Source organism: Allobosea sp. TBD101 (assembly GCF_059817965.1).
In genome coordinates, this window is sequence record NZ_CM187543.1 from 3,673,013 (window position 1) to 3,698,495 (window position 25,483).

The window sequence follows — 25,483 nt, forward strand, 5'->3', positions numbered from 1 at the left end:
TCGCATGGCCGAATTCATCGCCTATCTCATTGCCGGCATCGCCACGGGCGCGATCTATGCGCTCGCCGCGATCGGCTTCACGCTGGTCTGGCAGACCTCGCAGACGATCAACTTCGCGCAGGGCGAATTCGTCATGCTGCCGGCCGTGCTGATCCTGCTCGCGGTCAAGCTCTTCGGCCTGCCGCTCTGGGTCGGCGGACTGCTGGGGATCGCGGTCTTCCTGCTGATCTTCGGCGCCGGCTTCAAGCTCGTCGTGGTCGATCCGATGATCAAGCACGGCGTGCTGCCGCTCGCCATCGCCACCATGGCGCTGTCGATCGTGATGAAGGAAGGCGCCAAGGACGGCTTCTCGGCAGAGGCGCAGAGCTTCCCCTCGCTGGTGCCGACCGACATGATCAATCTGCTGGGCGCCTCGATCTCGCTGCAGCACCTTGCGATCATCGTCGTCGCCTTCGCCGCGATCGGCCTGCTGCAATGGTTCGTCGGCGGCACACGGCTCGGCCGGCAGATGCAGGCGACCGCGCAGAACCCGACGGTGGCGCGCATCCTCGGCATCCCGGTCGAGCGGATGGTACTATTGACCTTCCTGCTCAATGCCGCGCTCGCGGTCGTCGCCTCGCTTCTGATCTCGCCGATCTATCTGGCGAAGTTCTCGAATGGCGAGACCATCGGCCTTTTCGCGTTCATCGCCGCCATCGTCGGCGGCTTCAACCAGGTGCGCGGCGCGCTCGTCGGCGGCATCCTGATCGGCGTCGCGGATTCGCTGGCGGCAGCCTACATCTCGACGCAGTACCGGCTGGCCGTGCCGCTGGTGCTGCTCGTCGCCATCATCCTGATCAAGCCGGAAGGACTGATGGGCCGCAAGGAGGAGCGCCGCGTATGAGCGCCCCCGCCGTCCAGAATTCCGTGGCCCCGCGCCGCGCCACCGGCCGGATCGATGCCGCGTTGATCGGCCTCATCCTCGGCGCCATCATCCTCTGGTTCGCGCCGGTCGGGATGGGCCGCTACGGCACCTATGTGCTGTCGCTCTGGCTCGTCATGAGCATCGGCGTGATGGGGCTCAACCTCACGCTGGGCTATGCCGGCCAGACTTCGCTGGCGCAGGCTGCCTTCATGGGGCTCGGCGCCTATACGACCGCGATCCTGACCACAAAATACGGGGTGAGCTGGTATGCCGCCTTCGCGCTCTCGGGCCTCCTGACCTTCGCGGTCGGCCTGCTGCTCGGCTTCCCGGCTTTGCGTGTCCGCACGCATTACCTCGCCTTCGTCACGCTCGCCTTCTCGACGCTGATCTGGCTGGTGCTGCGTAACGAGCAATGGCTGACCGGCGGCGTCTTCGGCATCTCCAACATCAATCGGCCGGACTTTTTCGGCATCAAGCTGTTCGGCGCGCTGGAATTCCACCGCTTCGTCGTCGTGGTCACACTGATCCTGTCGCTCAAGCTGTGGTGGCTGATCCGCAGCCCTTGGGGCCGTGCCTTCACGGCCCTGCGCGAGAACCCGGTGCGAGCCGCGAGCCTCGGCATCGATACCCGCGCCTACACGCTGCTCGCCTTCGCCATCGGCTCGGCCTATGGCGGCTTCGCGGGCGCGCTCTATGCGCCGCTGGTCGAGTTCATCGACCCCTCGCCCTTCTCGCTGTCGCAAAGCCTGTTCCTGCTGCTGATGGTGGTCGCGGGCGGGGCCGGCTATCTCTTCGGCCCCTTCGTCGGCGCGCTGCTCGGCGTCGTGTTGCCGGAATGGCTGCGCTTCGCCGGCTCGCTCTACCTGATCATCTTCGCCGCGATCGTGCTCGCGCTGCTGGTCATCTGCCCGCAGGGCGTCAGCGGCCTGATCGAACGCGGCTGGAATGCGCTCCGGCGCAAGACCGGAGGCGCGCGATGAGCCCGGTCCTCGAAGTTCACGACCTGCACAAGGCCTTCGGTGGCATCAAGGCCGTGAACGGCGTCTCCTTCTCGGTGAACGAAGGCGAAATCCTCGGCATCATCGGGCCGAACGGCTGCGGCAAGTCGACCTTGTTCAACTGCATCCTCGGCCAGCTCGAACCATCGCAAGGCGCGGTGAGGCTCGACGGCCGCGATGTCACCAATATGCGTCCGTCCGCGCTCAACCGGCTCGGCGTCAGCCGCACCTTCCAGCTCCTGCAGGTCTTCCCGGAACTCTCGGTGCGCGAGAACCTGATCCTCGCGGGCCAGGAGCATCAGGGCTCGATGCTCGGCCGGCTGTTCGGCGCGCGCGATGCCGGCCTGTCCGACAAGGCCGAACAGATGATCGGCTTCTTCAAGCTCGGCCATCTGGCGGACGCCAAGGCCGGCGGCCTGTCCTATGGCCAACAGAAGCTGCTCGACGCCGCGATGGCCTTCATGGCCGGCCCGCGCCTCGTGCTGCTCGACGAGCCGGCCGGCGGGGTCAATCTGACCATGCTCGGCGATCTCAAGGAGCGGCTGCGCGCGATCAACGCCGAACAGGGCGCGACCTTCGTCGTGATCGAGCACAACATGGATTTCGTGATGTCGCTCTGCACACGCGTGATCGTGCTGGCCGAGGGCAAGGTGCTGGCCGAAGGCACGCCGGCCGAGGTCCGCGCCAATCCGGCCGTCATCGAGGCCTATCTGGGACACTGAGGAGCGCAGCGATGAGCACACCGATCCTCGAACTCGACGGCGTGGTCGGCGGCTATGGCGCTATGACCATCCTGAACGGCACCTCGTTCGCGGTGAAGCGCGGCGCGATCACCACCGTCATCGGGCCGAACGGCGCCGGCAAATCGACCGTGCTCAAGGCGATCTTCGGCCTGCTCAAGCTGCGCGAGGGCCGCATCCGCTTCGATGGGCAGGACATCACCGGCTGGAGCCAGCGCAAGCTCCTCGAAGCCGGCATCTGCTATGTCCCGCAAGGGCGCAACATCTTCCCGGAGCTCTCGGTGCGCCACAATATCGAGCTCGGCACCGTCGCCGCCGGCGCGGGGATCACCGACATGCCGCAGCGGCTTGAAGCGGCGCTCGACCGCTTCCCGGCGCTCCGTCGCAAGGCCGACCAGCAGGCCTCGACGCTCTCCGGCGGCGAGCAGAAGCAGCTCGAGATCGTGCGCGGCCTGCTGCTCGACCCCAAGCTCGTGCTGATCGACGAGCCCTCGATCGGCCTGTCGCCGCTCATGGTGCAGGAGACCTTCGGCATCCTGAAAGACCTTCGGGCCAAAGGCGTCTCGATCCTGATGGTCGAGCAGAACGCCCGCTCGGCGCTGGAGATTTCCGACGAGGGCCTCGTGCTCGAACTTGGCCGCACCCGCATGCAGGGGCCGGCGGCGGAGATTTTGGCCGATCCGCGCATCGGACAGCTCTTCCTCGGCGGCACGCTGACCGACGCGGCCTGACGGCGCAGGCGTCAGGCTTTGACAGTGGCGCCCTCTCCTGTCGGGATGGCGGCGGATACCGAGACCGGAGCCCACCCATGAAGATTCGCGCCGCCGTCCTGAACGCCAGCCCGGTTGCCGCGCCCTATGCGCAGAGCCGCCCGCTGCGGATCGAGGAACTCGATCTCGCCCCGCCCGGCCGCGACGAGGTGCTCGTCCGTGTCCGCGCCGCCGGCCTTTGTCATTCCGACCTCTCGGTGATCGACGGTAATCGTCTCCGCCCGGTGCCGATGGTGCTCGGTCATGAGGCGGCCGGCGAAGTGGTCGAAACCGGCGAAGGCGTCGACGATCTCAAGCCCGGCGACCGCGTCGTGATGGTGTTCGTGCCCTCCTGCGGACATTGCGCGCCCTGTGCCGAGGGACGCCCTGCCCTCTGTGAGCCCGGGAATGCCGCCAATGGGCGCGGCGAGATGCTCGGCGGCGGGCGGCGGCTCTCGACGCATGGCCAGCCGGTGCATCACCATATCGGCGTCTCCGCCTTCGCCGAGCATGCGGTGATCTCGCGCCGCTCGCTGGTCAAGATCGAGGCCGATATCCCGCACGAGATCGCGGCCCTGTTCGGCTGCGCGGTGCTGACCGGCGTCGGCGCCGCCGTGAACACGGCGCGGATCAAGGCCGGCGAGACGGTCGCCGTGGTCGGGCTCGGCGGCGTCGGGCTTTCGGCCCTGCTCGGCGCCATCGCTTGCGGCGCCTCGCGTGTCATCGCGGTCGATCTTGCGCAGGACAAGCTCGATCTGGCGCTGGCGCTGGGCGCGACCGATGCCTTCAAGGCCGACACGCCCGATGCGGTCGAAGCCATTCGTGCAGCGACCAAGGGCGGCGTCGATCACGGGCTGGAAATGGCCGGCTCGGTCAAGGCGCTCGATCTCGCCTACCAGATCACGCGGCGCGGCGGCACGACGACGACGGCCGGCTTGGCCAACCCCGCTCATACACTGTCGCTCTCGCCGGTCCGGCTGGTCGCCGAGGAGCGGACGCTGAAGGGCTCCTATGTCGGCTCCTGCGTGCCCTCGCGCGATATCCCGCGCTTCATTGAGCTCTACCAGCGCGGCCGGCTGGCCGTAGACAAGCTCTGGACCAGCTCGGGCAGCCTCGACGAGATCAACGAAGGCTTCGATGCGCTCCACGAAGGCCGCACGATCCGCCACATCGTCAGGATGTGACGCAGCTGGAGCGAGGTTTGGGAAGCAACCCTTTCATCGCCGTATCAACGACATAGCGCCCGCTCGTGACAGATTGATTCAAGCTGCGTCGGCTTCGCAAGTGCCGCGTTTCAATCACTCGGGAGACCCTATCACGCACGAACCAGCCGTTCGCGTTTGACTCGGCCGCGCCGGGGCGCTCTTCCTCTCTCGACTGTCTGGGGAATACTGATGTCGAATGCGCTGGAAGGTATCGTCGTGGTCGCGCTGGAGCAGGCGGTGGCCGCGCCGGTCGCGAGCTGCAAGCTCGCCGATGCCGGTGCGCGCGTCATCAAGCTGGAGCGGCCGGAGGGCGATTTCGCGCGCGGCTATGACGGCTTCGCCAAGGGCCAGTCCTCCTATTTCGTCTGGATCAACCGGGGCAAGGAATCCTGCCGGGTAGACCTGCGCCAGCCTGACGATCTCGCGCTGGTCGAGGTGATGATCGCGTCGGCCGATATCTTCATCCAGAACCTGGCGCCCGGTGCCACTGAGCGGCTCGGGCTCGGCAGCGCTACGCTCGGGCAGCGTCATCCCCGCCTCATCACCTGCGATATCTCCGGCTATGCGCCGGGCACGCCGCATGAGCGGCGCAAGGCCTATGACCTGCTGATCCAGGCGGAATCGGGCTTGTCCGCCATCACCGGCACCGCCGATTCCGGCCCCTCGCGCATCGGCGTCTCGATCGCCGATATCGCGACCGGACAGGCGGCCTATGCCGCGATTCTCGAAGCGCTGCTGAAACGAGCGCGGACAGGCGCGGGCTCGGCGATTGCGCTGTCGCTGTTCGACACGCTCGCCGAGCTGATGAACGTGCCCTATCTGACGCGCCGCTATGGCGGCATAGAGCCGGCGCGCGTCGGGCTCGCCCATCCCTCGATCGCACCCTATGGCGTGTTCTCGCTCGCCGACGGCGAGGTGCTGGTCTCGATCCAGAGCGAGCGGGAATGGCAGGTCTTCGCCCGCGAGGTGCTGGAAAGTCCGGAACTGGCCGATAATCCGCGCTTCGCCTCCAATGTGCTGCGGGTGAAGGAGCGTGCCCTGCTCGATGGTGAGGTGCAGACGCGGCTCGGCGGGCGGCGCTTCGCCGATGTCACTGCGGCGCTCGATCGGCATGCGATCGCCTACGGCACGGTCTCCAGCATCGGCGGATTGATCGACCATCCCGCCGCAACCGCCCTGCCCGTGCCGACGCCGAATGGGTCGGTCGAAGTGCTGGCGCCTTCGGCGGTCGTCGATGGGAAGCGGGTCGCGATGCGGCCGGTGCCGGCGCTGGGCCAGCACGATGCGGCACTGCGCGCCGAATTCGCCCGCCAGACCGAGGAAAGCCCGTCATGAGCATCGACATCGCCCGGCTCGCCACTTGGACCGGCAGGACCGAGGAAGCGCAGGACATCGTCACGCCGCGGCTGGTACAGAGCTTCACGGCCACCTTCGGCCGCCATCTCGCGGCTCATGGTTCGGGCGAGGCGCCACTGGCGCTGCATTGGTGCCTGGCGCCGCCGATCTCGGATATCGACGCCTGCGGGCCGGACGGCCATGCCGCCAAGGGCGAGTTCCTGCCGCCGGTGCCGCTACCGCGGCGGATGTGGGCTGGCGGGCGGATCGAGACGCTGGCGCCGCTGCGCGAAGGCGACCATGTCATCCGGCGCTCCCGGATCGGCGACATCGCCTACAAGGAGGGGCGCAGCGGCCCGCTCTGCTTCGTCGCCGTCCATCATGACTACGTGACCGAGCGCGGCGTGGCCCTGCGCGAGCGACACGACATCGTCTATCGCGAGGCGGCGCAGCCCGGCGCCTCTCCTACCGGAGCGTCTGGCCCGGCATCCGATGGCGAGCCGGCCGATCTCGTCTGGGAGGTCGAGGGCAGCCCGCTCTTGCTGTTCCGCTACTCGGCCCTGACCTTCAACGGCCACCGCATCCACTACGATGTCCCCTATGCGACCGGGACGGAGGGTTATGCGGGCCTCGTCGTACACGGGCCGATCCAGGCGACGCTGATCGCCAACATCCTGACGACGCTGACGGATGGCGCGCCGATCCGGCTCGACTACCGGGGCCTGAGCCCGCTGATCGCCGGCGACGTCTTCCGGGTGAAGGCGAGGCGGCTGGCCGATGGCAGCGTCAAGGGCTGGACCGAGGGCGTCGACGGGCGCGTGCGCATGGAAGGCTTCCACCGCCCGGCTGATTAATCTTCCTGCTGACTTGCCCCCCTTTGTCATTCCGGGGCGCGCCGCAGGCGCGAACCCGGAATGACAAAGGTGGGCTCGACCATTGGCTCGACGCCTCAAGCAGGCGCGACGAAGGGCTGCGATATCTCGGCAAAGACCGGCAGCGCCTCCAATCCTGCGGCATGGGCCGCAAGGGCCGGTATGGCAGCGGCATCGACCAGTCCCGGATGCGCCTCGGTGATGAAGCGCAACGCCACCGCTGCCGCGATATCGGCATGGCCCAACGCCTCGCCGAGCCAGTAGGGCGTCGTGCGGCCGGCGCGATCGCGCTCGAGGGCGGCGAGCGCCGAGAGGATCTGGCCGCGGCAGCGCTCCGACCAGACCGCCGAGACCTGCTCGTGCAGGCGCAATTCGTAGAACAGGCTGACCGCCTTCTCGGCCGCTCCCATCGCGAGCGCGACGACGGAGAGGGTCTGGCGTCGCAGTGGACCGCTGCGCGGGCAGAGCGCGCGTTCCGGCCCGGCGAGATCGTCGAGCGCATCGATCATGCCCGCGCTGTCGAACAGCACCTCGCCGTGGTCGAGCACCAGTGTCGGCACCCGCATCAGCGGATTGAAGACCCTGACCTTCTCGCCGTCGGCGAAGACGGACCAGGGCCGATGCTCGAAAGGCACGCCGTAGAGCACGAGCGTGATGCCGACACGGCGGACGAAGGGCGAGTCATATTGGCCGATCAGGATCATCGCGGTTTCCGTTCACCATCTTTCGAATGCCGGGCGAGCCGGCCATCTTCCCGCTGTCACGGCCGCGCCGCAATGCTAACGTCCTGTCCCGGCAAGGATAGCGGGAGCCGGGCATGGCAAGGGATCATCGTCTCAACCGTCGCGAGACGCTCAAGGCCGGAGCCGCGATCACCGCCAGTGCCGTCTTGCCGGGGATGGCCGCCGCGCAAGCCCCGACGAAGCTGAAGCTGCGCGTGCTGGAGACCACCGATCTCCACGTCAACATCATGCCTTACGACTATTTCCGCGACGGTCCGGACGACACGGTCGGCCTCGCCAAGACCGCGAGCCTGATCAAGGCGGCGCAAGCGGATGCGAAGAACAGCCTGCTCTTCGACAACGGCGATTTCCTGCAAGGCTCCTCGCTCGGCGACTACATCGCCTACAAGAAGGGGCTCAAGGCCGGCGACACCCATCCGATGCTCGCAGCGATGAACGCCCTGCCCTATCTCTGCGGCACGATCGGCAACCATGAGTTCAATTACGGGCTGGAGTTTCTCGACCACGGCCTCGCCAAGGCCGATTTCCCGATGGTCTGCGCCAATGTCGAGCGCATCGGAGGCTATTCGCTGGTCGATCCCTGGCGCCTGTTCGAGCAGAGCTTCGAGGACGAAGCCGGCAACCGGCATGTGCTCAAGATCGGGGTGATCGGCTTCGTGCCGCCGCAGATCATGCAATGGGACAAGGGCCATCTCGACGGCAAGCTCATCGCGACCGATATCGTCGATGCCGCCGAAAAGCACATGCCCGGCCTGCGCGACGCCCAGCCCGACCTCGTCATCGCCCTCTGCCATTCCGGCATCGCGGGCGGCACGCGGCGCGGCATGGAGGAGAATGCGGCGCTCCACCTCTCGAAGGTCGAGGACATCGACGTCATCCTGACCGGGCATCAGCATCTGGTCTTTCCCGGCGGCAAGTCCTTCGACGGCATTGCCGGCGTCGACAACGTCAAGGGCTCGCTCAACGGCAAGCCGGCCTGCCAGCCCGGCTTCTGGGGATCACATCTCGGCATCGTCGATCTCGAACTGGAGAAGCGTGGCGAGCGCTGGAAGATCGCCGATTTCAAGGTCGAGGCGAAACCGATCTACGAGCGCACGCCCGACCGCAAGATCGTACCGAAAGCGGCCGCGGAACCCGCGGTCCTGGCCGCGGTCAAGGCCGACCACGAGGCGACGCTGACCTACATGCGCGAGCCGGTGGGCAGCACGGCCGCGCCGATCAACTCCTATTTCGCGCTGGTGGCGGACGATCCTTCCATCCAGATCGTCGCCGAGGCGCAGATCGCCTATGCCAAGCCGCTGATGGCGCAGACGCGCTGGAAGAACCTGCCGATCCTCTCGGCGGCGGCGCCGTTCAAGTCGGGCGGGCGCTCGGGCTCCTCCTTCTACACCGACATTCCCGCCGGGCCGCTGGCGCTGAAGAACATCGCCGATATCTATCTCTATCCGAATACGGTTCAGATCGTGAAAGTGAGCGGATCCGACGTGAGGGAGTGGCTGGAGCGCTCTGCCGGCATCTTCAACCGCATCGACCCTGCAAAGAGCGACGAGCAGTCGCTGATCAACCCCGCCTTCCCCGCCTTCAATTTCGACGTGATCGACGGCGTAACCTATCGGATCGATGTCACGCAGGCCTCGCGCTACGACAATGACGGCAAGCTCGTCGCACCGGACGCACACCGCATTCTCGATCTTGCCTTTGCCGGCGAGCCGATCGACGAGAAGACGGAATTCCTCATCGTCACCAATAACTACCGCGCTTCCGGCGGCGGCAACTTCCCGGGCACGAGGACGACGGTGGTGCTGGAGGCACCCGATCTCAACCGCGACGTCATCGTGCGCCATATCCTCGGCAAGAAGACGATCGATCCGAAGACCGACGGCAACTGGTCGCTAGCGCCCCTGCCCGCCGGCGTCCATGCGACCTTCCTGACCTCGCCCGCGGCGGCAGGCAAGCTGCCCGAAGGACTGAAGGCGGAGCCGGCCGGAGACGGGCCGGAAGGTTTCGCCAAGTACCGGCTACGCGGCTGAGCTCCCGATATCCGCCACGATTGATGATTTGTCGGCGAAACCGCCAAAGCGACATACAGTTCTTTAATAGATTTTTAGCGAGAATAGCGGGTAGGCCAAACGACAAGCAGACATAGCGACGGAACGCCTGATGATCGTCGACGTTCACGAGACCGACAGCGCGATGAAATCGGAGCTGGTGGCAGCGCTCTATGCCACGCCCGGAACGATCTTCATCGGCACCGTCACGGTCGCGGCGGTGATGGTGGCGAGCGCATTGCTGACCGGCGGCGACATCGCCTTCCACGTCATGGCGGCGGTTATGGTCGCGATCGGCGTGTTCCGCTATCTGTCGCATCGCTACTACAAGGGCATCCAACTCGCCACGGCCACCGAAAGCCAGATCGGCAGGCTGGAAAACCTCGCCATGGCCGGTGCCTGGTCGACCGCCAGCCTGATCTCGGCCTATGGCTGCTATGCCATCCTGCGCTACACCTACGAGCCCGTCGCCGCTCTCGCGATCGCCCAGACGATCGGCTATCTCGCCGGCATCTCCGGGCGCAACAGCTCGCGGCCGGTGATCACCCGCGTGCAGGTGCTGGCTGCGGCGACGCCGTTCACACTGGCGCTGCTCTGGACGCGCGACCCCGCCTATCTGGTGATCGGCCTTTCGGTCCTGCTCACCACCGTCCTGACCTTCTCCAGCGCCCAGATGATCCACAAGATCTTCCTCGCCCGCCTGCGCACGATGCGGGAGCTCGAGCACCTCGCGATCAACGACACGATCACCAGCCTCTACAACCGTCGCGGCTTCATGCGCGAGATCAGGCAGATGGCGGCATCCGGCCGCCCGGTCACGCTGATCTCGATCGATATCGACCGCTTCAAGAGCATCAATGACAGCCTCGGACATGATATCGGCGACGCGCTGCTGCAGGGCTTCAGCGAGACGCTGCTCGCCGAGCTCGGCGTCGGCGACATCGCGGCGCGCACCGGCGGCGACGAGTTCATGGTCGCGACTTCGCGCGATGCCGAGGGCGCGAGTGCGCTTGCCGCCCGGCTCATCATGATGCTCGCCGGCCAGCGCGTCATCGGCGGGCGCCACATCACCGCCACCGCCAGCATGGGCATCGCGCCCGCCGGCTGCGCCGCCTCGATCGACGAGGCCCTGAAATGTGTCGACATCGCCCTCTACCGAGCCAAGCTCGACGGGAGGAATCGCTTCGTCATGTATACCGACGCGATCCGCAACGAGCATGAAGACGGCGTGGCGCTCGAAACCGAGCTGCGCGACGCGATCCGCCGCGGCGAGTTCGAGCTGCATTTCCAGCCGATCTACAACCCGCGCTCCGGCACCGCGACCATGGCGGAGGCACTGCTGCGCTGGCGCCACCCGCGCCGCGGCATGGTCAGCCCCGAAATCTTCATCCCGTTGGCCGAACGGACCGGACTCATCACGGTGCTGGGCTCCTGGGTGCTGGGCGAGGCGATCCGGTCGGCCCTGTCCTGGCCACGCAGCGTCGGCGTCAGCGTCAATGTCTCGGCCCGCCAGTTCGACCATGGCCATGACATCGTCGGCGTCGTCGAGGCCTTGCTGCGGATGAGCGGCATCGAGCCCCAGCGCCTGACGATCGAGATCACCGAGAGCTCGCTGATCGACGATCCCGACCATGTCGTCTCTCGGCTCGTGGCGCTGCGTGCGCTCGGGGTGCGGATCGCGCTCGACGATTTCGGCACGGGTTATTCCTCGCTCAGCTATCTCGCGCATCTGCCGATCGACACGATCAAGATCGACCAGGCCTTCACCCAGGAGATCGGCACCTCGCGCAAGGCGGATTCGCTGATGAACGCGATCGCCCAGCTCGCGCATGACCTGAAGCTGCGCCTGATCGTCGAGGGCGTGGAGACGCAGGAGCAGCTCACCGTCATCGAAAAGCACGCCGTCCACGGCATTCAGGGCTATATCTTCGCCCGGCCGATGACAGCGGCCGATTTGCTGCCCATGATCGGCAACCGTGTTCCCACGGGGCGGATGGGGTCGGCGCGCTCGCGCTCCGGCTCGCGCAAGCCGGGCCGCTTCAGTCAGGTTGCCTGATACGCCCCGGACGCAGACGACCGCGCGAGCCGGAGGCCAGAGGCAGCTGATGCAACGCCCGAACTATCCGAGCGGAAAGGATCTGCTGAGCGCCGATGCCGTGTCGCGCTTCGACCTCGACGACATCATCGAACGCGCCGAGCGGCATCTGCATGAGGAAGAACTGGAGAAGGCCGGCCTGCCCCTGCCCGAGCAGCCGCCGGCCCCGCGCCGCCGGCCGAAGGTGATCGCCACCCTGTTCGACCAGCGCAGCACGCGCACGCGCCTCGGCTTCCAGACGGCGGCTGCGCGGCTCGGCCACCAGTCGATCGACGCCTACGACACCGATCGCAGCCGCATGGGCACCGCGACCGGCGAGTCGATCGAGGACCATATCCATACCGTCGAGCTCTACAGCGACCTGCTCATCGTGCGCTCGCATCTGGAGGACATGCCCTATCGCGTCGGGCGCCTGAGCTACCTGCCGGTGATCAATGCCGGCAACGGCGCCGACGAGCATCCGACCCAGGCCCTCGTCGACATCTTCGCGATCCGGCAGATGCGCGGTGCGATCGAGAATCTCAGCATCGCGCTGTCGAGCGACTCGCGCGCGCGCTTCGCGATCTCCTTCGTGAAGATGCTGCGCCTCTCCCCGCCGAAACGCTTCACGCTGTGCTGCCTGCCGGATACGCCGATCAACCCGGCGATGCGCGAGGCGATGACTGTCCTCGCCGATCTCGGCTCGCAGGTCGGCCTCGTCCACGACATCCGCCATACGCTCGACCACGACGTGCTCAGCATCCAGATGCAGGACATGAGCAAATTCGCCCATGCCTCCCTCGGCAACGAGGCCGTGGACAAGGAAAAAGAGAGCGAACCCTTCACCCTGACTGCCCGCAAGGTTCTCGACGCCCGTTCAGACACGTTGATCCTCAACCCTCTTCCGCGCTTCTCGGAGCTCGACACCTCATGCGACAGCCTCCCGAACGCAGGCTATTTCCGTCAGGTCCAGCTCTCCGTGCCGATGCGAATGGCCATCCTGGAGCGCATGTTGCTGGGCATTCCCTGGACGGGGCAGGCCGAGGCTTTCCGATCTTCCTCGGGTGGATGAGCGCCTATCTCGCGTCCTATCTCGCGATCGCCCTCTCGATCCGCCTGCTCTCCGGTTATCTCACCGTCATCGAGATCGGCCTTCTGCGCTCGGTCGGCAGCCTCGCCATCGCCGGCGCTGCCGTCTGGGCGGGCGAGGCCGAGCAGCGCCGCGCCATCATTCCCCCGAAGCTGCGCGAGGATGTCGTCCGCAGCGTCCTGCACCTCGCCGGCTCGCTCGCGCTGATCTGGAGCCTGGCGCATCTGCCGCTCGCGCTGGTGACCACGATCGAGTTCTCGGGCCCGCTCTTCGCCGCGCTACTACTCTTCCTGACCCTGCGCCGCCGGCCGGGTATCGGTGCAACGGTCGGCCTTGCCGTGCTCGCGACCGGAATCGGGCTCCTGGTGTTCAGGCTGGACGCCGTCCCCAGCCGTGACCTCGCCATCGCCATCGGCGCCGTCGCGATGCTGACCACAACCAATCTCATGCTGGCCCGACTGGCGGCGCAGCGCAGCACCTTGTCCATCGTGCTGCTGATGCACGCCATCCAACTGCCGCTCTATCTGCTGCTCTGGTTCTTCGTACCGGAACAGTGGTCGCCGCCGCGGCAGCCCTATCGGCTGGCCTTCGCGCTGCCCGAGTTCGCTGTCATCGGCGGCGCTGTGCTCGCGCTCATCGTCGGCGGCTTCGTCTCGCAGGCGGCGCTCGCCAATGCCTCGCGCCACGCTTCGCCGCTACAACTCTGCAGCGCCGACACGCTGCGCGTGCCACTGATCACGCTCGCGGCCTATCTTTTGCTGGCAGAGCTACCGCCGGCAGAGCTTCTGCTGCCGGGGCTCTGGGTGCTCTGCGGCGTCATCATCACCAGCCTGCCGGTTTCGGCGGCTGCGAAGCCACGCCCGGAACAGGCCGGGCGCGCTTGAGTTCAGGTTTTCAGGGCGCGATCTCGAAGATCACGTTGACCTGCGTCCGGTAGGTGTTCTCGCCGCTGGCCAGCGGCACGGCGGCATCGCTGGCGGCCATGCGCACGGCGCCGCCATAGGGCATCGGGCGCGGCATGATCGACTGCTCCTCGATCGAGAGGATCTTGCCGAGCTTGACGTCGGCCGCCTCGGCCAGGGTCTTGGCCCGCGCCACCGCATCGGCGACCGCGCGCTTGCGCGCCTCGGTCAGGGTCGGCTTCATGTCGTCCTTGACGAAGGCGATACCGCCGCCCTGGTTGACGCCGAGCCCGACCGCCTTGTCGAGGATGCCACCGGCATCTGCGAGGTTGCGGACCCGGACGGTCAGCGCGTTGCTGACGCTGTAGCCCGCGATCTTCGGCTCGCCGCTGCGGTCCTTGCCCGGCTGGGCATAGCGCGGCTGGATGCTCAGGCCCGAGGTCTGGAGATCGCGCTCGGCGACGCCGACTTCCTTGAGCGCGGCCAGCACCTGCTTCATCGCATCGTTATTGGCGGTGAGCGCGGCGCGCGCCGTCTCGGCCTCGCGCAGGACGGTGAGGTTCAGGATCGCCATGTCCGGCGCGACATTCACCTCGCCCTCCCCGGTCACGCTGATGCGCGGGCTGGGCTGCGACGGGCTTTGCTGGGCTGCAGCGGGGACGGACAGCAAGGCCGCCGCGCCGACGAGCACGGTTCCGGCCAGAGCAAAGGCAAGGCGATTCGACATGATGTCTCCTGTTGACCCGGCCTCCATCGGCCGGCGACGCATCCGAGCCGGGACATCTTGGCGAAATTATCACGATGCGGCGCGACAGGCCGCCGCGCCGACCAGCGCATGTCCGCGTGGAACACGGGCATGCGGACATGCGCTGGCATTTTGTTTCAACGCATTTTCTTCACGCGAACCGGCGGCCACTTCGCTCGAAAATGCTCTATTCCTCGACCAACCGCCGCGCGATCACCTGCGCCTGGATCTCGGCCGCGCCTTCGAAGATGTTGAGGATGCGGGCGTCGCAGAGCACGCGGCTCACCGGATATTCCAGCGCGAAGCCGTTGCCGCCATGGATCTGCAAGGCGTTGTCGGCCGCCGCCCAGGCCACGCGGGCGCCGAGGAGCTTGGCCATGCCCGCTTCAAGGTCGCAGCGCCGGTCGGCGTCCTTCTCGCGGGCGGCGAAATAGGTGAGCTGACGCGCGATCAGGATTTCGGCCGCCATCATCGCGAGCTTGTCGGCGACACGCGGGAAGGCGATCAGCGGCTTGCCGAACTGGATGCGCTCCTGCGCATAGCGCAAGCCGAGATCGAAGGCCGATTGCGCCACGCCGATGGCGCGGGCCGCGGTCTGGATTCGGGCTGCCTCGAAGGTCTGCATGAGCTGCTTGAAGCCCTGGCCGGGCACGCCGCCAAGCAGGTTTTCGCCCTTCACCTCGAAGCCGTCGAAGGCGAGCTCGTATTCCTTCATGCCGCGATAGCCGAGCACCTCGATCTCGCCGCCGGTCAGCCCTGCGATCGGGAACGGATCCGCATCGCTGCCGCGCGGCTTCTCGGCGATCAGCATCGAGAGGCCCTTGTAGCCGGGCTCCGTCGGATCGGTACGCACCAGCAGCGTCATGATGTCGGCGCGGACGGGGTGGGTGATCCAGGTCTTGTTGCCGCTGACCTTCCAGACATCGCCTTCCTTCACGGCCTTGGTGCGCAGCGAGGCGAGGTCGGAGCCGGTATTGGGCTCGGTGAAGACCGCCGTCGGCAGAACCTCGCCGGAGGCGATCTTCGGCAGCCACTTCTCCTTCTGCTCGGGCGTGCCGCCGCAGAGGATCAGCTCGGCCGCGATCTCCGAACGGGTGCCGAGCGAGCCGACGCCGATATAGCCGCGCGAGAGCTCCTCCGAGACGACGCACATCGAAACCTTCGACAGGCCCATGCCACCGAATTCCTCGGGGATGGTCAGGCCGAAGACGCCGAGCTCGGCCATCTTCTCGACCACCGGCATCGGGATGTACTCGTTCTCCAGATGCCATTCATGGGCGTGCGGCGTCACCTCGGCGGCGCAGAAGCGGCGCATCTCCGAGCGGATCGCCTCCAACGTCTCGTCGAGACCGGTATCGCCGATGCTGGCGGCGCCCTGGTCCTGACTGAAGAGCGCGACGAAGCGGGCGCGGTTCTCGGGGGTATTGCCATCGGCGATCAGGGCATCGACGGCATCCGAAGCAGCAGCGGCCACGGCTTTCTGCGAGAGGCCGAGCGCCGGCAAGCGGAGGATTTCGCCTTGGCTCATCGGAATGCCGCCGAAGATCTGGGCGGCATATTCGCCGGCGCCGATGCGCAGGGCGTAGTCCTCGACGGCGCCGTAGCGCGCTTCCGCCTCGAGGCGTTCGCCATAGGCCTTGAGCTCGCGCAGGGCCGTGACATAGGTCGCAAGCCAGGACAGGCCATGAGCGGCGTGCTGCTCGGCCTCCAGCCGGGCGGAGGAAATCCGGCCGTCGACGAGCACCTTCTGCCGCACTGCGGCAACGGCTTCCTTGAACAGGGTCTCAAAGCCAGGCAGCGCCGCCGCGATCAGCGTGATCGCGTTCGCCCGATTCTCAGCCTTTGCGGCCGTATTGGCGTTCATGGTCTTCGACCCTCCCTTTGTTGCGACGCAGCATAAGGGGAGATCAAGCGAAACCGAAACCCTCCTTTTTGGGGAGAAGCTATTTACGGCTGGCGAGGACGACACCAAGGATCGTCACGGCCATGCCGCCGATCTGGAGCGGGGTCAGCGTCTCCCCGAAGAGCAGCCAGGCCTCGACCGCCACAAGCGCCGGCACGAGGTAGAGGAAGGTGACGATGCGCGAGACTTCGCCGCGCCGGAGCATGAACAGATAGAGCCAGATGCTGCCGATCGAGAGCACGATCACCGACCAGGCCAGCACGAGCAGCATGGTCAGGTTCCAGTCGATCCGCATCGGCTCGAAGGCGACGGCGAAGGGCAGCACGACGAGGCCGGCCGCGACATACTGGATCGCGGTGATCGTGCGCAGGTCGCCGGAGACGACGCGCGCCTTCTGGTAGAAGGAACCGGCGGTCACCGCGAACATGCCGCCGATATTGATCAGCATCGGCACCGCGATGCCCCAGAGCGCCGCCGGCTCGACATTGGCAAGCTGCGGCTCCAACACCAGCGCGATGCCGAGGAAACCACAGGCGATGCCGAGCCAGCGCAGGCCCGAAATGCGCTCGCCGACGAGAGCCGGCGCGAAGAGTGCGGTCAGGATCGGCTGCAAGCCGGCGATCAGGCCGGAGATGCCGGCCGGCAGGCCGTGGCGCACCGCCCACCAGACGCCGGCGAGGTAGATCCCGTGCAGCAGGATGCCGGTGATCGCCACGTCGATGACGGCCCGGCGGCTGCGCGGCCAGGGCGCCCCGGTCGCAAGCGCGATCAGGGTCAGCAGCGCGGCGGCGCTGGAGAAGCGCACGACGAGGAAAGTCAGGGCGTCGGCGTGACGGGCCGAATAGCCGGCGACCACCCAGCCCGTGGACCAGAGGAAGGTGAAGAGCAGCGGGATCGCGCGCAGGATGAGAGGCGAAGACATTGGCACCTGAAACCGCCGGACTTCACCGTCTCTAACGCCGATCAGCCGTCGCCGACAGAGCGCCGGCGCGCCTGCCCCATGCTTCCATCGTCGATGTCAGCCTCAATCGCGGTCGGGCGCGCCCGGCGGGAACAGCTTGCGGAAGGGTCTCGCCTCCTCGACGGCGCGCGCGAAGGACGGCCGCGCCAGCAACCTAGCCCGGTAGGCGCGAAGATTGCCGAAGGCGGCGTCGATCTCATGGACCCAGTCGGCATAGAACAGCGAGGGGGCCGCCGCGCAATCGGCAAGACTGAAAGCGTCGCCGCTGGCCCAGCGCCGTCCGGCGAGCGTGCCATCCAGCCAGCGATAGGCGTCGTCCAGCTTCGCGCGCGCCCTGGCGACGCCGAAGGGATCGCGGGCATCGGCCGGACGCAGATGATCGAAGACGATCGCCTGCATCTGCGTCATCACGTAGTTGTCGAAGAAGCGGTCCATCATCCGCACGCCGAGCGCCTGTTTCGCGTCAGCCGGCACCAGCTGGACCGGCCCCGGATGAAACAGGCCGAGATGCTCGATGATGATGCTCGACTCGACGACGGGCGTCTCGCCATCGACAAGCACCGGCATGTGCTTCATCGGCCAGAGCTTGGCCCACTCAACGCCCGCCTCGGGATCATCCAGGCTGAGCTGGCGGGAGGTGAAGGGCGTCGCGTTCTCGTAGAGCGCCACGATGACCTTCTGACAATACGACGAAAACGGATGGGCGTAGAGCGTGAGCGACACGGGAGCCTCCTGCACGGGCCTTGGCTGCCCCCTGCATAGGCAAACTGATTGCAGATTGCAATCAGTTATCACTCCGACCCGACGCCTCCGGGAGCGGACCAACGCGGTCAGCCGCAATCCTTAACAAAAAACGACGCCTGCCTTTCCGCTTCGTCAACCAATCCTCAATGCACTGTGGGCAATGTCGTTTGCGACCGAAAATCTTCACGATGCCGCACGCTTCTCATCCTTTTCCCACCGCCAGCGCAGAGTTGCTGAACAGCGAGCACGAAGGCTTCGTTACCTTCGCGCGCAACGCGTTCGCCTCCGCGATCCTGAACTTTGCAGCCGTGGTTGCCGTAGCAGCCATGCTGTGGCGGCCCGATCGCGTGCCTGCTCTGGTCGGCTGGGTTGGGGTGACGCTGGCCTATTCATTGTCGATGGGCCTCGACATTGCCGCCTCGCGCACCCGGCTTCACGAGCGTTCACCCTGGCCGATGCGGATCGTGCATCTGCGCGCGCCGATACTCGGGCTGATTTGGGGCGCGCTGCCCTGGGTCGCGGGAGAAACTGCCGATCCGCGGGAAAACATCGCGATCGGCCTCGTCATCACCGGCATGATCGCCAGCGGCATGACCCGCTTCGTTGTCGTGCCGCGCGCAGCCCTGACTTACGGCCTCACGCTCGCCGCAACCACCGTCCTGGCCTTCGCCCAGTTTTCCGTCGGCACGGCCGCGACGGCCGCCATCCTGCTCGCTCTCTACCTCGTGTTCATGACCCGCCACGTCACGGCCTATGGCGCGACATTGACCGAGGCAGTACGCGGCCGCAATGCCGCGATCGAAAGCAGCCGGGAGCGTGCCGAACTCCAGCAGAACGCCCTGGCGGAGCGCGACGAAACGAGCCGCCGGCACGACGAGTTGATGGAGATCGTGGCGACCTTCCGCCAGTCGATGGCCGGCTTTCAGACGATCGTCCGACGCGAGACACAGGGCATCGCCGCCAGCGCTGCCTCGCTCTCCGGCACAGCGGAAACGACGGCGAGCCAGGCCGGCGCCGCCCGGAATGCGGCGACGAGCGCGACCGGCGAGATCGATGCCATCGCCGCCAGCACCGGCCATCTCAACGACGCGATCGCCCTGATCGGCGAGCGGACCTATCGCGCCGGCGCGGTGATCAGCGACACCGTCTCGGTCAGCGCGACGGCGATGGCCGACATCGCACAGCTTTCCGCGCTGATGCAGGGCATCGCCGGAATCGTCGAGATGATCCAGGCGATCGCCGGGCGCACCAACCTGCTCGCCCTGAACGCGACAATCGAGGCGGCGCGTGCCGGCGAGGCCGGGCGCGGCTTCTCCGTCGTCGCCGCCGAGGTCAAGGGCCTGGCCGCGCAGACGACGGAGGCCAGCAACGAGATCATCACCCGGATCGGCGCGATCGGCGCATCGGCCGCCAATGTGACGCGGTCGATCGAGGCGATCCGGCAGGCCGTGCTCGACGTCCATGACGTCACGCATGCCATCGTTTCCGCGGTCGAGGAGCAGCGGGCATCGACCGCCGCGATGTCGAGCAACATCGATTCCGCCGCCGATCATAGCCGTCAAGCGACCGAGCGCGTCGAACAGGCCTACAACGCCGTGGGCGAGACCAAGACCGAGATCGAGAAGGCCCGGCAGGCGGCCGAGATCATGGCCGAAGTGGCGGGATCGCTGACCACGTCGGTCGACGCTTTCCTGCACCGCATGGAAGCGGTGAATGCCGGCGAGCGGGCCGCCTGAGCCGCGCTGTCATACCGGAGCAGCCTGCGGTATCAATCCCGCCCCCATAGACACGGGGCTTCTTCGTCATGGTCGGGCTTGTCCCGACCATCCACGTCTTCTTTCGGCCCCTGCGGTGTTCAAGACGTGGATGCTCGCCACAAGGGCGAGCATGACGACGGCTGGAACAACGTCGTGCTCACGAGGTCTCAGCCGGCCAGCGCCTCGGCGACATCCTCATAGGTCCTGAGGCCCGTGCGCGGCGCATAGACCAGCACCGACATGTTGCCCGGCGCATGCTCGTTCTTCCACATCTTGTGATGGGCGAAGGGGATCTTGTCCCACGGGAAGACCTCGGACATGCAGGGGTCGATGCGCCGGTCGATCACGAACTGGTTGGCGGCACTGGCCTGCTTGAGATGGGCGAAATGCGAGCCTTGGACGCGCTTCTGCCGCATCCAGACATAGCGGGCGTCGAAGGTGATGTTGAAGCCCGAGGTGCCCGCGCAGAACACCACCATGCCACCGCGCTTGGCGACGAGGCAGGAGACCGGGAAAGTCGCCTCGCCCGGATGCTCGAAGACGATGTCGACATCCTTCTTGCCGGTGATGTCCCAGATCGCCTTGCCGAACTTGCGGGCCTCCTTGGTCCATTCATTGTATTCGGGCGAGTTGACCTTGGGCATCTGGCCCCAGCAGTTGAAATCCTTGCGGTTGATGACGCCCTTGGCGCCGAGGCCGAGCACGTAGTCGCGCTTGGTCTCGTCCGAGATCACGCCGATGGCATTGGCGCCGGAGGCCGCGCAGAGCTGCACGCCGAAGACGCCGAGGCCGCCCGAGGCGCCCCAGACGAGCACGTTGTCGCCGGGCTTGATGGTGTGCGGGGCGTGGCCGAACAGCATGCGATAAGCGGTGGCCAGCGTCAGCGTGTAGCAGGCGGCCTCCTCCCAGGCGAGGTGCTTCGGCTTGTGCATGAGCTGGCGCGACTGCACCCGGCAGAACTGGGCGAAGGAGCCATCCGGCGTCTCGTAGCCCCAGATGCGCTGGGTGGCCGAGAACATCGGATCGCCGCCATTGCACTCCTCATCGTCGCCGTCATCCTGGTTGCAATGGACGATGACCTCGTCGCCGACCTTCCAGCGCTTCACCTTGGAGCCGACGGCCCAGACGATGCCCGCAGCATCGGAGCCGGCGACATGGAAGGGCGCCTTGTGGACGTCGAAGGGCGAGATCGGCTGGCCGAGGCCGGCCCAGATGCCGTTATAGTTGACGCCGCCAGCCATCACGAGAAGTAGCACCTCCTCCTCGCCGATCGACCATGTCGGCACGACCTCGACCTGGAAGCTCTCCTGCGGCGCCCCGTGGCGCTCGCGCCGGATCGCCCATGCATACATCTTCTCCGGGACATGACCGAGCGGCGGCAATTCGTCGAGCTCGTAGAGATCCTTGAGCGGCTTCACGGCGGCCTGCGACTTCGACATGGTCGTCTCCCTGCTCTCTTCCGTCGTTGCCCGGCCCGGAGCTCAGCATCGGACTGGGACGCCGATCATGCACCATATGTTGCGCTGCGCCATTAACCTAAGGAATCACACCGCAGCGCAAAACACTTTCTTTCCGGCGCTTGCGCTTTCTTCATCGTTTGCTGCAACGCTGGCCTTCCGTGCGGCACCGAGGAGAAGCGATGCCCGGTCTGCTGAAGCTCGTCGGCCTGCCCGATATGTCCATGCTGTCCGCGATCATCGTCATGGCGATGATCTGGCTCAGCGCCCTTTTGATCGGCTGGCTCGCCGACCTGCTGCTCGACGATGGCGGTTTCGGCGTGATGTTCAACGCCGGCATCGCGCTTGTCGGTGCCTTCGCCGGCGCCTGGTTGTGGCATCGCTACGGCATTCCCACGCGCTTTCCGGCCGAGGCCGTGCGCGCAGCGATCGCGACGGGCTCCGGTCTGCTGCTGCTGATCGGGATGGCCGTCATCCGGCCGTGAGCATCAGTGCGCGAGCGCGGCCGCGAAGCTGTTCAGGTACTTCATCCCGGTATCGCACATCAGCGTGACGACGGTCGCGCTAGGGCCGAGGCGCTCGGCCAGCCGCAAAGCGGCAACAACATTGCCGCCGGTCGAGGTTCCCGCGAACAACCCCTCCTCCCGCGCGAGACGCAATGCCATCGCCGTCGCCTCGGCCGTCGAAACCGGCTCGATGGCGTCGACGAGATCGGCCCGCCAGAGCGGCACGACATAGCCCGCGCCGATGCCGTCGATCTTGTGCGCGCCGGTCGGGCCACCCGAGAGCACGGCCGATTCGGCCGGCTCGACCGCCATCAGGGCGATCTTCGGGTCGCGCCGGAGCAGCGCCTCTCCCGTCCCGCGCAGCGACGCGGCCGTGCCGACGCTCTGCACGAAGCCGCAGATGCGACCGCCGGTCTGCTCCCAGATCTCGTCCGCCAGCCGGTCATAAGCCGCGAGCTGGTCGGTGTTGCGCATCTGGTCGGTCCAGAAGGCGCCCGTCTCGGCCGCGGTGACGCGGGCTGCCTCGATCATGTCCTTGGTCAGTTTTTCGGTCATGCGTCCGGATTCGCTTGGAATGATCGTCAGCTCGGCCCCGAGCAGGCGCATATGGGTCAGCTTCTCGCGGGCGAAGGCGTCGGAGGTGACGATGTGCAGGCGATAGCCCTTCACCGCACAGACCTGCGCGAGCGAAACGCCGGTGCTGCCACCGGTATACTCGACGACGCTGCCGCCCGGCTGGAGCCGCCCGTCGCGCTCGGCCGCCTCGATCATCGCCAGAGCCATCCGGTCCTTCATGCTGCCGGTCGGGTTTTCGCTCTCGAGCTTGAGCAGGACGCGCGCGCCATTCACCGGCACGATCCGGCGCAGCGGCAAGAGCGTGGTGCCGCCGATACGGCTCAGGATGTCGATGGGCATGGCAGGTCCCCTGATAGCAATTAGATGTATATGCAATTATTGCATCTACATGTAAATTCAGATTCGCCATGAAAGAGACAAGCGGATTTCGTTGGGAATTGCGGGCGCTGGCGGCCGGCTGCGCAGGCTTAAGCCTGCGCCAGGCCGCACGCCGCGTGACGCTGCTTCACGACGAAGCGCTGCGGGATAGCGGTCTCAGCCTCGCCCAGGTCGGATTGATGGCCCAGATCGCGACGAGCGCCGATGACCGCATGGCGGCGCTGGCCGCACGGGCCGGGCTCGATCCCTCGACGCTATCGCGCAACCTGCGAGGGCTGGAGCGCGACGGGCTGATCGAGATCGCGACAGTGGAGAAGGACCTGCGCCGCCGCGCCGTCTGGCTGACGGAAGAAGGGCTCAGGCGCCTTCAAGGCGCGCTGCCGGCCTGGCGAGACGCTCAGGCCCGGATCGCGGAATTCTTCCCGGCCGATCTTCTGGGACGGATAACCGCGGCGAGCGAGAAGCTGGGCGGGCAGAAGGAATGAGCGCCAGATTGGTCGGGCTTTTGCTGGATCATTGCTGACAAGCGTCGCGCTCGAAATCACTCCGATCGGCGGTCAGGCAACCTACCCTCGGCCGCTGCGGCTGGCGGCGAGCATGTAGTTCACGTCCATGTCACGCGAAGCGCTCCAGCGGCCGGTCAGCGGGTTGAAGACCACGCCGGTCTGCGTGCCGATCGTGAAGCCGTTGCCCTCGATGGCGCCGCCGAGCTCGGCCGGCGTCACGAACTTCTCCCAATCATGCGTGCCCTTCGGCAGCCAGCGCAGCACGTATTCGGCACCGACGATCGCGAGCGCATAGGATTTCAGCGTGCGGTTGAGGGTCGCCATCACCAGCAGGCCATCGGGCTTCACCGCCGCGCAGCAGGCTGCGACGAAAGCCTCGACATCGGCGACATGCTCGACGACCTCCATGGCCAGCACGATGTCGAAACGCTTGCCGGATTCGACCACCGCCTCGATCGTCTCCTCGCGATAGTCGATCGAAAGCCCGCTCTTCTCGGCATGGGCGCGCGCGACCGCGATATTGGTCGGGGCCGGATCGAGGCCGGTGACCTCGGCGCCAAGCCGCGCGAGCGGTTCCGAGAGCACGCCGCCGCCGCAGCCGATATCGACCAGGCTCAGGCCGTCGAGAGCCCGCATGCGCTTCGAATCCCGCCCAAAATGAGCGCAGGCCTCGTCGCGGACATAGCCCAGCCGGACCGGGTTGAACTTGTGCAGGACGGCCATGGGACCCTTCGGGTCCCACCAGTCGCGGGCGATTGCATCGAAGCGGGCGACCTCGGCCGGGTCGATCGTCGAGCCTGTGCGCTGGGTCGCAGCCGCCATGAACCGGTCCTTCGCTTATGCGATGCCGCATTGACACCGCGCCTGTCGCCCGTCATCTACACCCGCCCCGCTGCAAGTGCGAGGGCGACCTTTCGACCCGGCCTCGCCGGGGACAGCTATTGAAAAGACCGTCATGGCCCGTCTGGTGATGAAATTCGGCGGCACCTCTGTCGCCACTGTCGAGCGGATCAAGAACGCGGCGCGCCACGTCAAACGCGAGTTCGACGCCGGCCACGAGGTCGCGGTCGTAGTCTCCGCGATGTCGGGCAAGACCAACGAGCTCGTCGGCTGGTGCAAGGAAGCGGCCCCGATGTTCGATCAGGCCGAATACGACACCGTCGTCGCCTCGGGCGAGCAGGTCACCTCCGGGCTGATGGCCATCGTCCTTCAGGAGATGGGCCTGCCGGCACGCTCCTGGCAGGGCTGGCAGATCCCGCTCTACGGCTCCGACGCGCATGGCTCGGCCCGGATCGAGAGTGTCGATGGCGCCGGCATCCTCGCGGGCTTCGACCGCAGCCGCGAGATCGCGGTCTGCTCCGGCTTCCAGGGCGTCAATCCGCGCACGCATCGCATCGTCACGCTCGGCCGCGGCGGTTCCGACACCAGTGCTGTCGCGCTCGCCGCCGGTCTCAAGGCCGATCGCTGCGACATCTACACCGATGTCGACGGCGTCTACACCACCGATCCGCGCGTGGTGCCCAAGGCCAAACGCATGGACAAGGTCTCCTTCGAGGAAATGCTCGAAATGGCCTCGCTCGGCTCCAAGGTGCTGCAGGTGCGCTCGGTCGAGATCGCCATGACACAGCGCGTGCCGACCTATGTGCGCTCCTCCTTCGACGACCCCGAAAACCCCAATCCTGGCACCCTCATCTGCGACGAGGACGACATCGTGGAACAGCAGATCGTCACCGGCATCGCCTTCTCCCGGGACGAAGCCCAGATCACCCTCCGCCGCGTGGCCGACAAGCCCGGCGTCGCCGCGGCGATCTTCGGCCCGCTCGCCGATGCCAATATCAATGTCGACATGATCATCCAGGTCGTCTCCGACGACCAGGCGACCACAGACATCACCTTCACCGTGCCGACGGCGGATTACGAGCGCGCCCGGACGCTGCTCGAGAGCAAGCACGACGTGATCTCCTACCAGGAGATCCAGGGTGCGACCGACGTGGTGAAGATCTCGGCGATCGGCGTCGGCATGCGCTCGCATGCGGGCGTCGCGGCGCGCGCCTTCCGGGCATTGGCCGAGAAGGGCATCAACATCCGCGCGATCACGACCTCCGAGATCAAGTTCTCGGTGCTGATCGACTCGGCCTATACCGAGCTCGCGGTGCGCACGCTGCACTCGCTCTACGGGCTCGACGCGGCCTGAGGCTGCATAAGCCTCGACGTCGTTCCAGAAGCGTCATGCTCGCCCTTGTGGCGAGCATCCACGTCTTAAGCACCGCACTGCACGAGGAAGACGTGG

General features: G+C 66.6%; 23 protein-coding genes. 15 read left to right on the forward strand and 8 right to left on the reverse strand.

Annotated elements, in window-relative coordinates; genetic code table 11:
• Positions 1-4: 4 nt before the first annotated feature.
• The 7 genes from AC6RIC_RS17885 (at position 5) to AC6RIC_RS17915 (ending at position 6,785) form a co-directional block, all read left to right on the forward strand.
• Positions 5-883 carry a branched-chain amino acid ABC transporter permease gene (locus AC6RIC_RS17885; protein WP_499733331.1) on the forward strand — a complete coding sequence of 293 codons (879 nt, stop codon included), beginning with the start codon at positions 5-7 and terminating at the stop codon, positions 881-883.
• Entirely contained in the window at positions 880-1,884 is a 1,005-nt protein-coding gene (locus AC6RIC_RS17890) for a branched-chain amino acid ABC transporter permease (RefSeq protein WP_454657491.1), read from the forward strand. Before AC6RIC_RS17885 ends, AC6RIC_RS17890 begins: the two co-directional genes overlap by 4 nt.
• Positions 1,881-2,624, forward strand: a complete 744-nt coding sequence (locus tag AC6RIC_RS17895) for an ABC transporter ATP-binding protein (RefSeq protein WP_454657492.1) — start codon at positions 1,881-1,883, stop codon at positions 2,622-2,624. Before AC6RIC_RS17890 ends, AC6RIC_RS17895 begins: the two co-directional genes overlap by 4 nt.
• A gap of 11 nt (positions 2,625-2,635) precedes the next feature.
• Positions 2,636-3,373, forward strand: a complete 738-nt coding sequence (locus AC6RIC_RS17900) for an ABC transporter ATP-binding protein (protein ID WP_499733332.1) — start codon at positions 2,636-2,638, stop codon at positions 3,371-3,373.
• Between the two features lie 77 nt (positions 3,374-3,450).
• Positions 3,451-4,575 (forward strand): zinc-dependent alcohol dehydrogenase family protein, encoded by a 1,125-nt coding sequence (locus AC6RIC_RS17905; protein WP_499733333.1) that lies wholly within the window; start codon positions 3,451-3,453, stop codon positions 4,573-4,575.
• Between the two features lie 210 nt (positions 4,576-4,785).
• Entirely contained in the window at positions 4,786-5,931 is a 1,146-nt protein-coding gene (locus AC6RIC_RS17910) for a CaiB/BaiF CoA transferase family protein (protein WP_499733334.1), read from the forward strand.
• Complete coding sequence (locus tag AC6RIC_RS17915; protein ID WP_499733335.1) at positions 5,928-6,785, forward strand: HTD2 family dehydratase; 858 nt, start codon at positions 5,928-5,930, stop codon at positions 6,783-6,785. The genes AC6RIC_RS17910 and AC6RIC_RS17915 overlap by 4 nt, the downstream gene beginning before the upstream one ends.
• A 95-nt stretch (positions 6,786-6,880) precedes the next feature.
• Here AC6RIC_RS17915 and AC6RIC_RS17920 read toward each other — a convergent pair whose 3' ends face one another.
• A complete protein-coding gene (locus tag AC6RIC_RS17920) occupies positions 6,881-7,507 on the reverse strand; it encodes a glutathione S-transferase family protein (protein ID WP_499733336.1) in 627 nt (208 codons plus the stop codon).
• Positions 7,508-7,620: 113 nt separating this feature from the next.
• On the opposite strand from AC6RIC_RS17920, the gene AC6RIC_RS17925 reads away from it, so the two are divergent.
• The 4 genes from AC6RIC_RS17925 (at position 7,621) to AC6RIC_RS17940 (ending at position 13,642) form a co-directional block, all read left to right on the forward strand.
• Positions 7,621-9,576, forward strand: a complete 1,956-nt coding sequence (locus AC6RIC_RS17925; RefSeq protein WP_499733337.1) for a bifunctional 2',3'-cyclic-nucleotide 2'-phosphodiesterase/3'-nucleotidase — start codon at positions 7,621-7,623, stop codon at positions 9,574-9,576.
• A 130-nt stretch (positions 9,577-9,706) separates the two neighbouring features.
• Positions 9,707-11,650, forward strand: a complete 1,944-nt coding sequence (locus AC6RIC_RS17930) for a putative bifunctional diguanylate cyclase/phosphodiesterase (RefSeq protein ID WP_499733338.1) — start codon at positions 9,707-9,709, stop codon at positions 11,648-11,650.
• 49 nt (positions 11,651-11,699) lie between these two features.
• The gene (locus AC6RIC_RS17935; RefSeq protein ID WP_454657500.1) at positions 11,700-12,740 is read left to right on the forward strand and encodes an aspartate carbamoyltransferase; all 1,041 of its coding nucleotides are present in this window, start codon (positions 11,700-11,702) and stop codon (positions 12,738-12,740) included.
• Positions 12,737-13,642, forward strand: a complete 906-nt coding sequence (locus AC6RIC_RS17940; RefSeq protein WP_454657501.1) for a DMT family transporter — start codon at positions 12,737-12,739, stop codon at positions 13,640-13,642. The genes AC6RIC_RS17935 and AC6RIC_RS17940 overlap by 4 nt, the downstream gene beginning before the upstream one ends.
• Before the next feature lie 10 nt (positions 13,643-13,652).
• Here AC6RIC_RS17940 and AC6RIC_RS17945 read toward each other — a convergent pair whose 3' ends face one another.
• From AC6RIC_RS17945 to AC6RIC_RS17960, 4 genes are all read right to left on the reverse strand, one after another.
• Entirely contained in the window at positions 13,653-14,387 is a 735-nt protein-coding gene (locus AC6RIC_RS17945; RefSeq protein WP_499733339.1) for an SIMPL domain-containing protein, read from the reverse strand.
• Between the two features lie 205 nt (positions 14,388-14,592).
• The gene (locus AC6RIC_RS17950; RefSeq protein WP_499733340.1) at positions 14,593-16,269 is read right to left on the reverse strand and encodes an acyl-CoA dehydrogenase family protein; all 1,677 of its coding nucleotides are present in this window, start codon (positions 16,267-16,269) and stop codon (positions 14,593-14,595) included.
• A gap of 79 nt (positions 16,270-16,348) precedes the next feature.
• Positions 16,349-17,230 (reverse strand): DMT family transporter, encoded by an 882-nt coding sequence (locus AC6RIC_RS17955; RefSeq protein ID WP_499733341.1) that lies wholly within the window; start codon positions 17,228-17,230, stop codon positions 16,349-16,351.
• Positions 17,231-17,332: 102 nt separating this feature from the next.
• Complete coding sequence (locus AC6RIC_RS17960) at positions 17,333-17,992, reverse strand: glutathione S-transferase family protein (RefSeq protein ID WP_499733342.1); 660 nt, start codon at positions 17,990-17,992, stop codon at positions 17,333-17,335.
• A gap of 20 nt (positions 17,993-18,012) precedes the next feature.
• Here AC6RIC_RS17960 and AC6RIC_RS17965 point away from each other — a divergent pair, with 20 nt between their 5' ends.
• Positions 18,013-19,749, forward strand: coding sequence for a methyl-accepting chemotaxis protein (locus AC6RIC_RS17965; protein WP_499733343.1), 1,737 nt, complete (start codon positions 18,013-18,015; stop codon positions 19,747-19,749).
• A gap of 188 nt (positions 19,750-19,937) precedes the next feature.
• Here the strand turns inward: AC6RIC_RS17965 and ccrA are convergent, their stop codons facing one another.
• Positions 19,938-21,209 carry a crotonyl-CoA carboxylase/reductase gene (gene ccrA / locus AC6RIC_RS17970; protein WP_454657507.1) on the reverse strand — a complete coding sequence of 424 codons (1,272 nt, stop codon included), beginning with the start codon at positions 21,207-21,209 and terminating at the stop codon, positions 19,938-19,940.
• Positions 21,210-21,409: 200 nt separating this feature from the next.
• On the opposite strand from ccrA, the gene AC6RIC_RS17975 reads away from it, so the two are divergent.
• Positions 21,410-21,712 (forward strand): hypothetical protein, encoded by a 303-nt coding sequence (locus tag AC6RIC_RS17975; RefSeq protein ID WP_454657508.1) that lies wholly within the window; start codon positions 21,410-21,412, stop codon positions 21,710-21,712.
• A 3-nt stretch (positions 21,713-21,715) separates the two neighbouring features.
• Here AC6RIC_RS17975 and AC6RIC_RS17980 read toward each other — a convergent pair whose 3' ends face one another.
• The gene (locus AC6RIC_RS17980) at positions 21,716-22,648 is read right to left on the reverse strand and encodes a PLP-dependent cysteine synthase family protein (RefSeq protein ID WP_499733344.1); all 933 of its coding nucleotides are present in this window, start codon (positions 22,646-22,648) and stop codon (positions 21,716-21,718) included.
• 68 nt (positions 22,649-22,716) lie between these two features.
• On the opposite strand from AC6RIC_RS17980, the gene AC6RIC_RS17985 reads away from it, so the two are divergent.
• Positions 22,717-23,172 (forward strand): MarR family winged helix-turn-helix transcriptional regulator, encoded by a 456-nt coding sequence (locus AC6RIC_RS17985; RefSeq protein WP_499733345.1) that lies wholly within the window; start codon positions 22,717-22,719, stop codon positions 23,170-23,172.
• An 81-nt stretch (positions 23,173-23,253) separates the two neighbouring features.
• On the opposite strand, the gene ubiG is transcribed toward AC6RIC_RS17985, so the two are convergent.
• Positions 23,254-24,015 carry a bifunctional 2-polyprenyl-6-hydroxyphenol methylase/3-demethylubiquinol 3-O-methyltransferase UbiG gene (gene ubiG, locus AC6RIC_RS17990; RefSeq protein WP_454657511.1) on the reverse strand — a complete coding sequence of 254 codons (762 nt, stop codon included), beginning with the start codon at positions 24,013-24,015 and terminating at the stop codon, positions 23,254-23,256.
• 133 nt (positions 24,016-24,148) lie between these two features.
• On the opposite strand from ubiG, the gene AC6RIC_RS17995 reads away from it, so the two are divergent.
• A complete protein-coding gene (locus tag AC6RIC_RS17995; RefSeq protein ID WP_499733346.1) occupies positions 24,149-25,387 on the forward strand; it encodes an aspartate kinase in 1,239 nt (412 codons plus the stop codon).
• The last annotated feature ends 96 nt before the right edge of the window (positions 25,388-25,483 follow it).

Bases quoted from the DNA above. Each gene is read 5' to 3' on its own strand.
- ccrA (WP_454657507.1), bottom strand. From the start codon at position 21,209: ATGTCGAAGTCGCAGGCCGCCGTGAAGCCGCTCAAGGATCTCTACGAG.
- AC6RIC_RS17930 (WP_499733338.1), top strand. From the start codon at position 9,707: ATGATCGTCGACGTTCACGAGACCGACAGCGCGATGAAATCGGAGCTG.
- AC6RIC_RS17885 (WP_499733331.1), top strand. From the start codon at position 5: ATGGCCGAATTCATCGCCTATCTCATTGCCGGCATCGCCACGGGCGCG.
- AC6RIC_RS17915 (WP_499733335.1), top strand. From the start codon at position 5,928: ATGAGCATCGACATCGCCCGGCTCGCCACTTGGACCGGCAGGACCGAG.
- AC6RIC_RS17905 (WP_499733333.1), top strand. From the start codon at position 3,451: ATGAAGATTCGCGCCGCCGTCCTGAACGCCAGCCCGGTTGCCGCGCCC.
- AC6RIC_RS17980 (WP_499733344.1), bottom strand. From the start codon at position 22,648: ATGCCCATCGACATCCTGAGCCGTATCGGCGGCACCACGCTCTTGCCG.
- ubiG (WP_454657511.1), bottom strand. From the start codon at position 24,015: ATGGCGGCTGCGACCCAGCGCACAGGCTCGACGATCGACCCGGCCGAG.
- AC6RIC_RS17895 (WP_454657492.1), top strand. From the start codon at position 1,881: ATGAGCCCGGTCCTCGAAGTTCACGACCTGCACAAGGCCTTCGGTGGC.
- AC6RIC_RS17925 (WP_499733337.1), top strand. From the start codon at position 7,621: ATGGCAAGGGATCATCGTCTCAACCGTCGCGAGACGCTCAAGGCCGGA.
- AC6RIC_RS17910 (WP_499733334.1), top strand. From the start codon at position 4,786: ATGTCGAATGCGCTGGAAGGTATCGTCGTGGTCGCGCTGGAGCAGGCG.
- AC6RIC_RS17890 (WP_454657491.1), top strand. From the start codon at position 880: ATGAGCGCCCCCGCCGTCCAGAATTCCGTGGCCCCGCGCCGCGCCACC.
- AC6RIC_RS17995 (WP_499733346.1), top strand. From the start codon at position 24,149: ATGGCCCGTCTGGTGATGAAATTCGGCGGCACCTCTGTCGCCACTGTC.
- AC6RIC_RS17950 (WP_499733340.1), bottom strand. From the start codon at position 16,269: ATGAACGCCAATACGGCCGCAAAGGCTGAGAATCGGGCGAACGCGATC.
- AC6RIC_RS17975 (WP_454657508.1), top strand. From the start codon at position 21,410: ATGCCCGGTCTGCTGAAGCTCGTCGGCCTGCCCGATATGTCCATGCTG.
- AC6RIC_RS17920 (WP_499733336.1), bottom strand. From the start codon at position 7,507: ATGATCCTGATCGGCCAATATGACTCGCCCTTCGTCCGCCGTGTCGGC.
- AC6RIC_RS17955 (WP_499733341.1), bottom strand. From the start codon at position 17,230: ATGTCTTCGCCTCTCATCCTGCGCGCGATCCCGCTGCTCTTCACCTTC.
- AC6RIC_RS17900 (WP_499733332.1), top strand. From the start codon at position 2,636: ATGAGCACACCGATCCTCGAACTCGACGGCGTGGTCGGCGGCTATGGC.
- AC6RIC_RS17985 (WP_499733345.1), top strand. From the start codon at position 22,717: ATGAAAGAGACAAGCGGATTTCGTTGGGAATTGCGGGCGCTGGCGGCC.
- AC6RIC_RS17935 (WP_454657500.1), top strand. From the start codon at position 11,700: ATGCAACGCCCGAACTATCCGAGCGGAAAGGATCTGCTGAGCGCCGAT.
- AC6RIC_RS17945 (WP_499733339.1), bottom strand. From the start codon at position 14,387: ATGTCGAATCGCCTTGCCTTTGCTCTGGCCGGAACCGTGCTCGTCGGC.
- AC6RIC_RS17940 (WP_454657501.1), top strand. From the start codon at position 12,737: ATGAGCGCCTATCTCGCGTCCTATCTCGCGATCGCCCTCTCGATCCGC.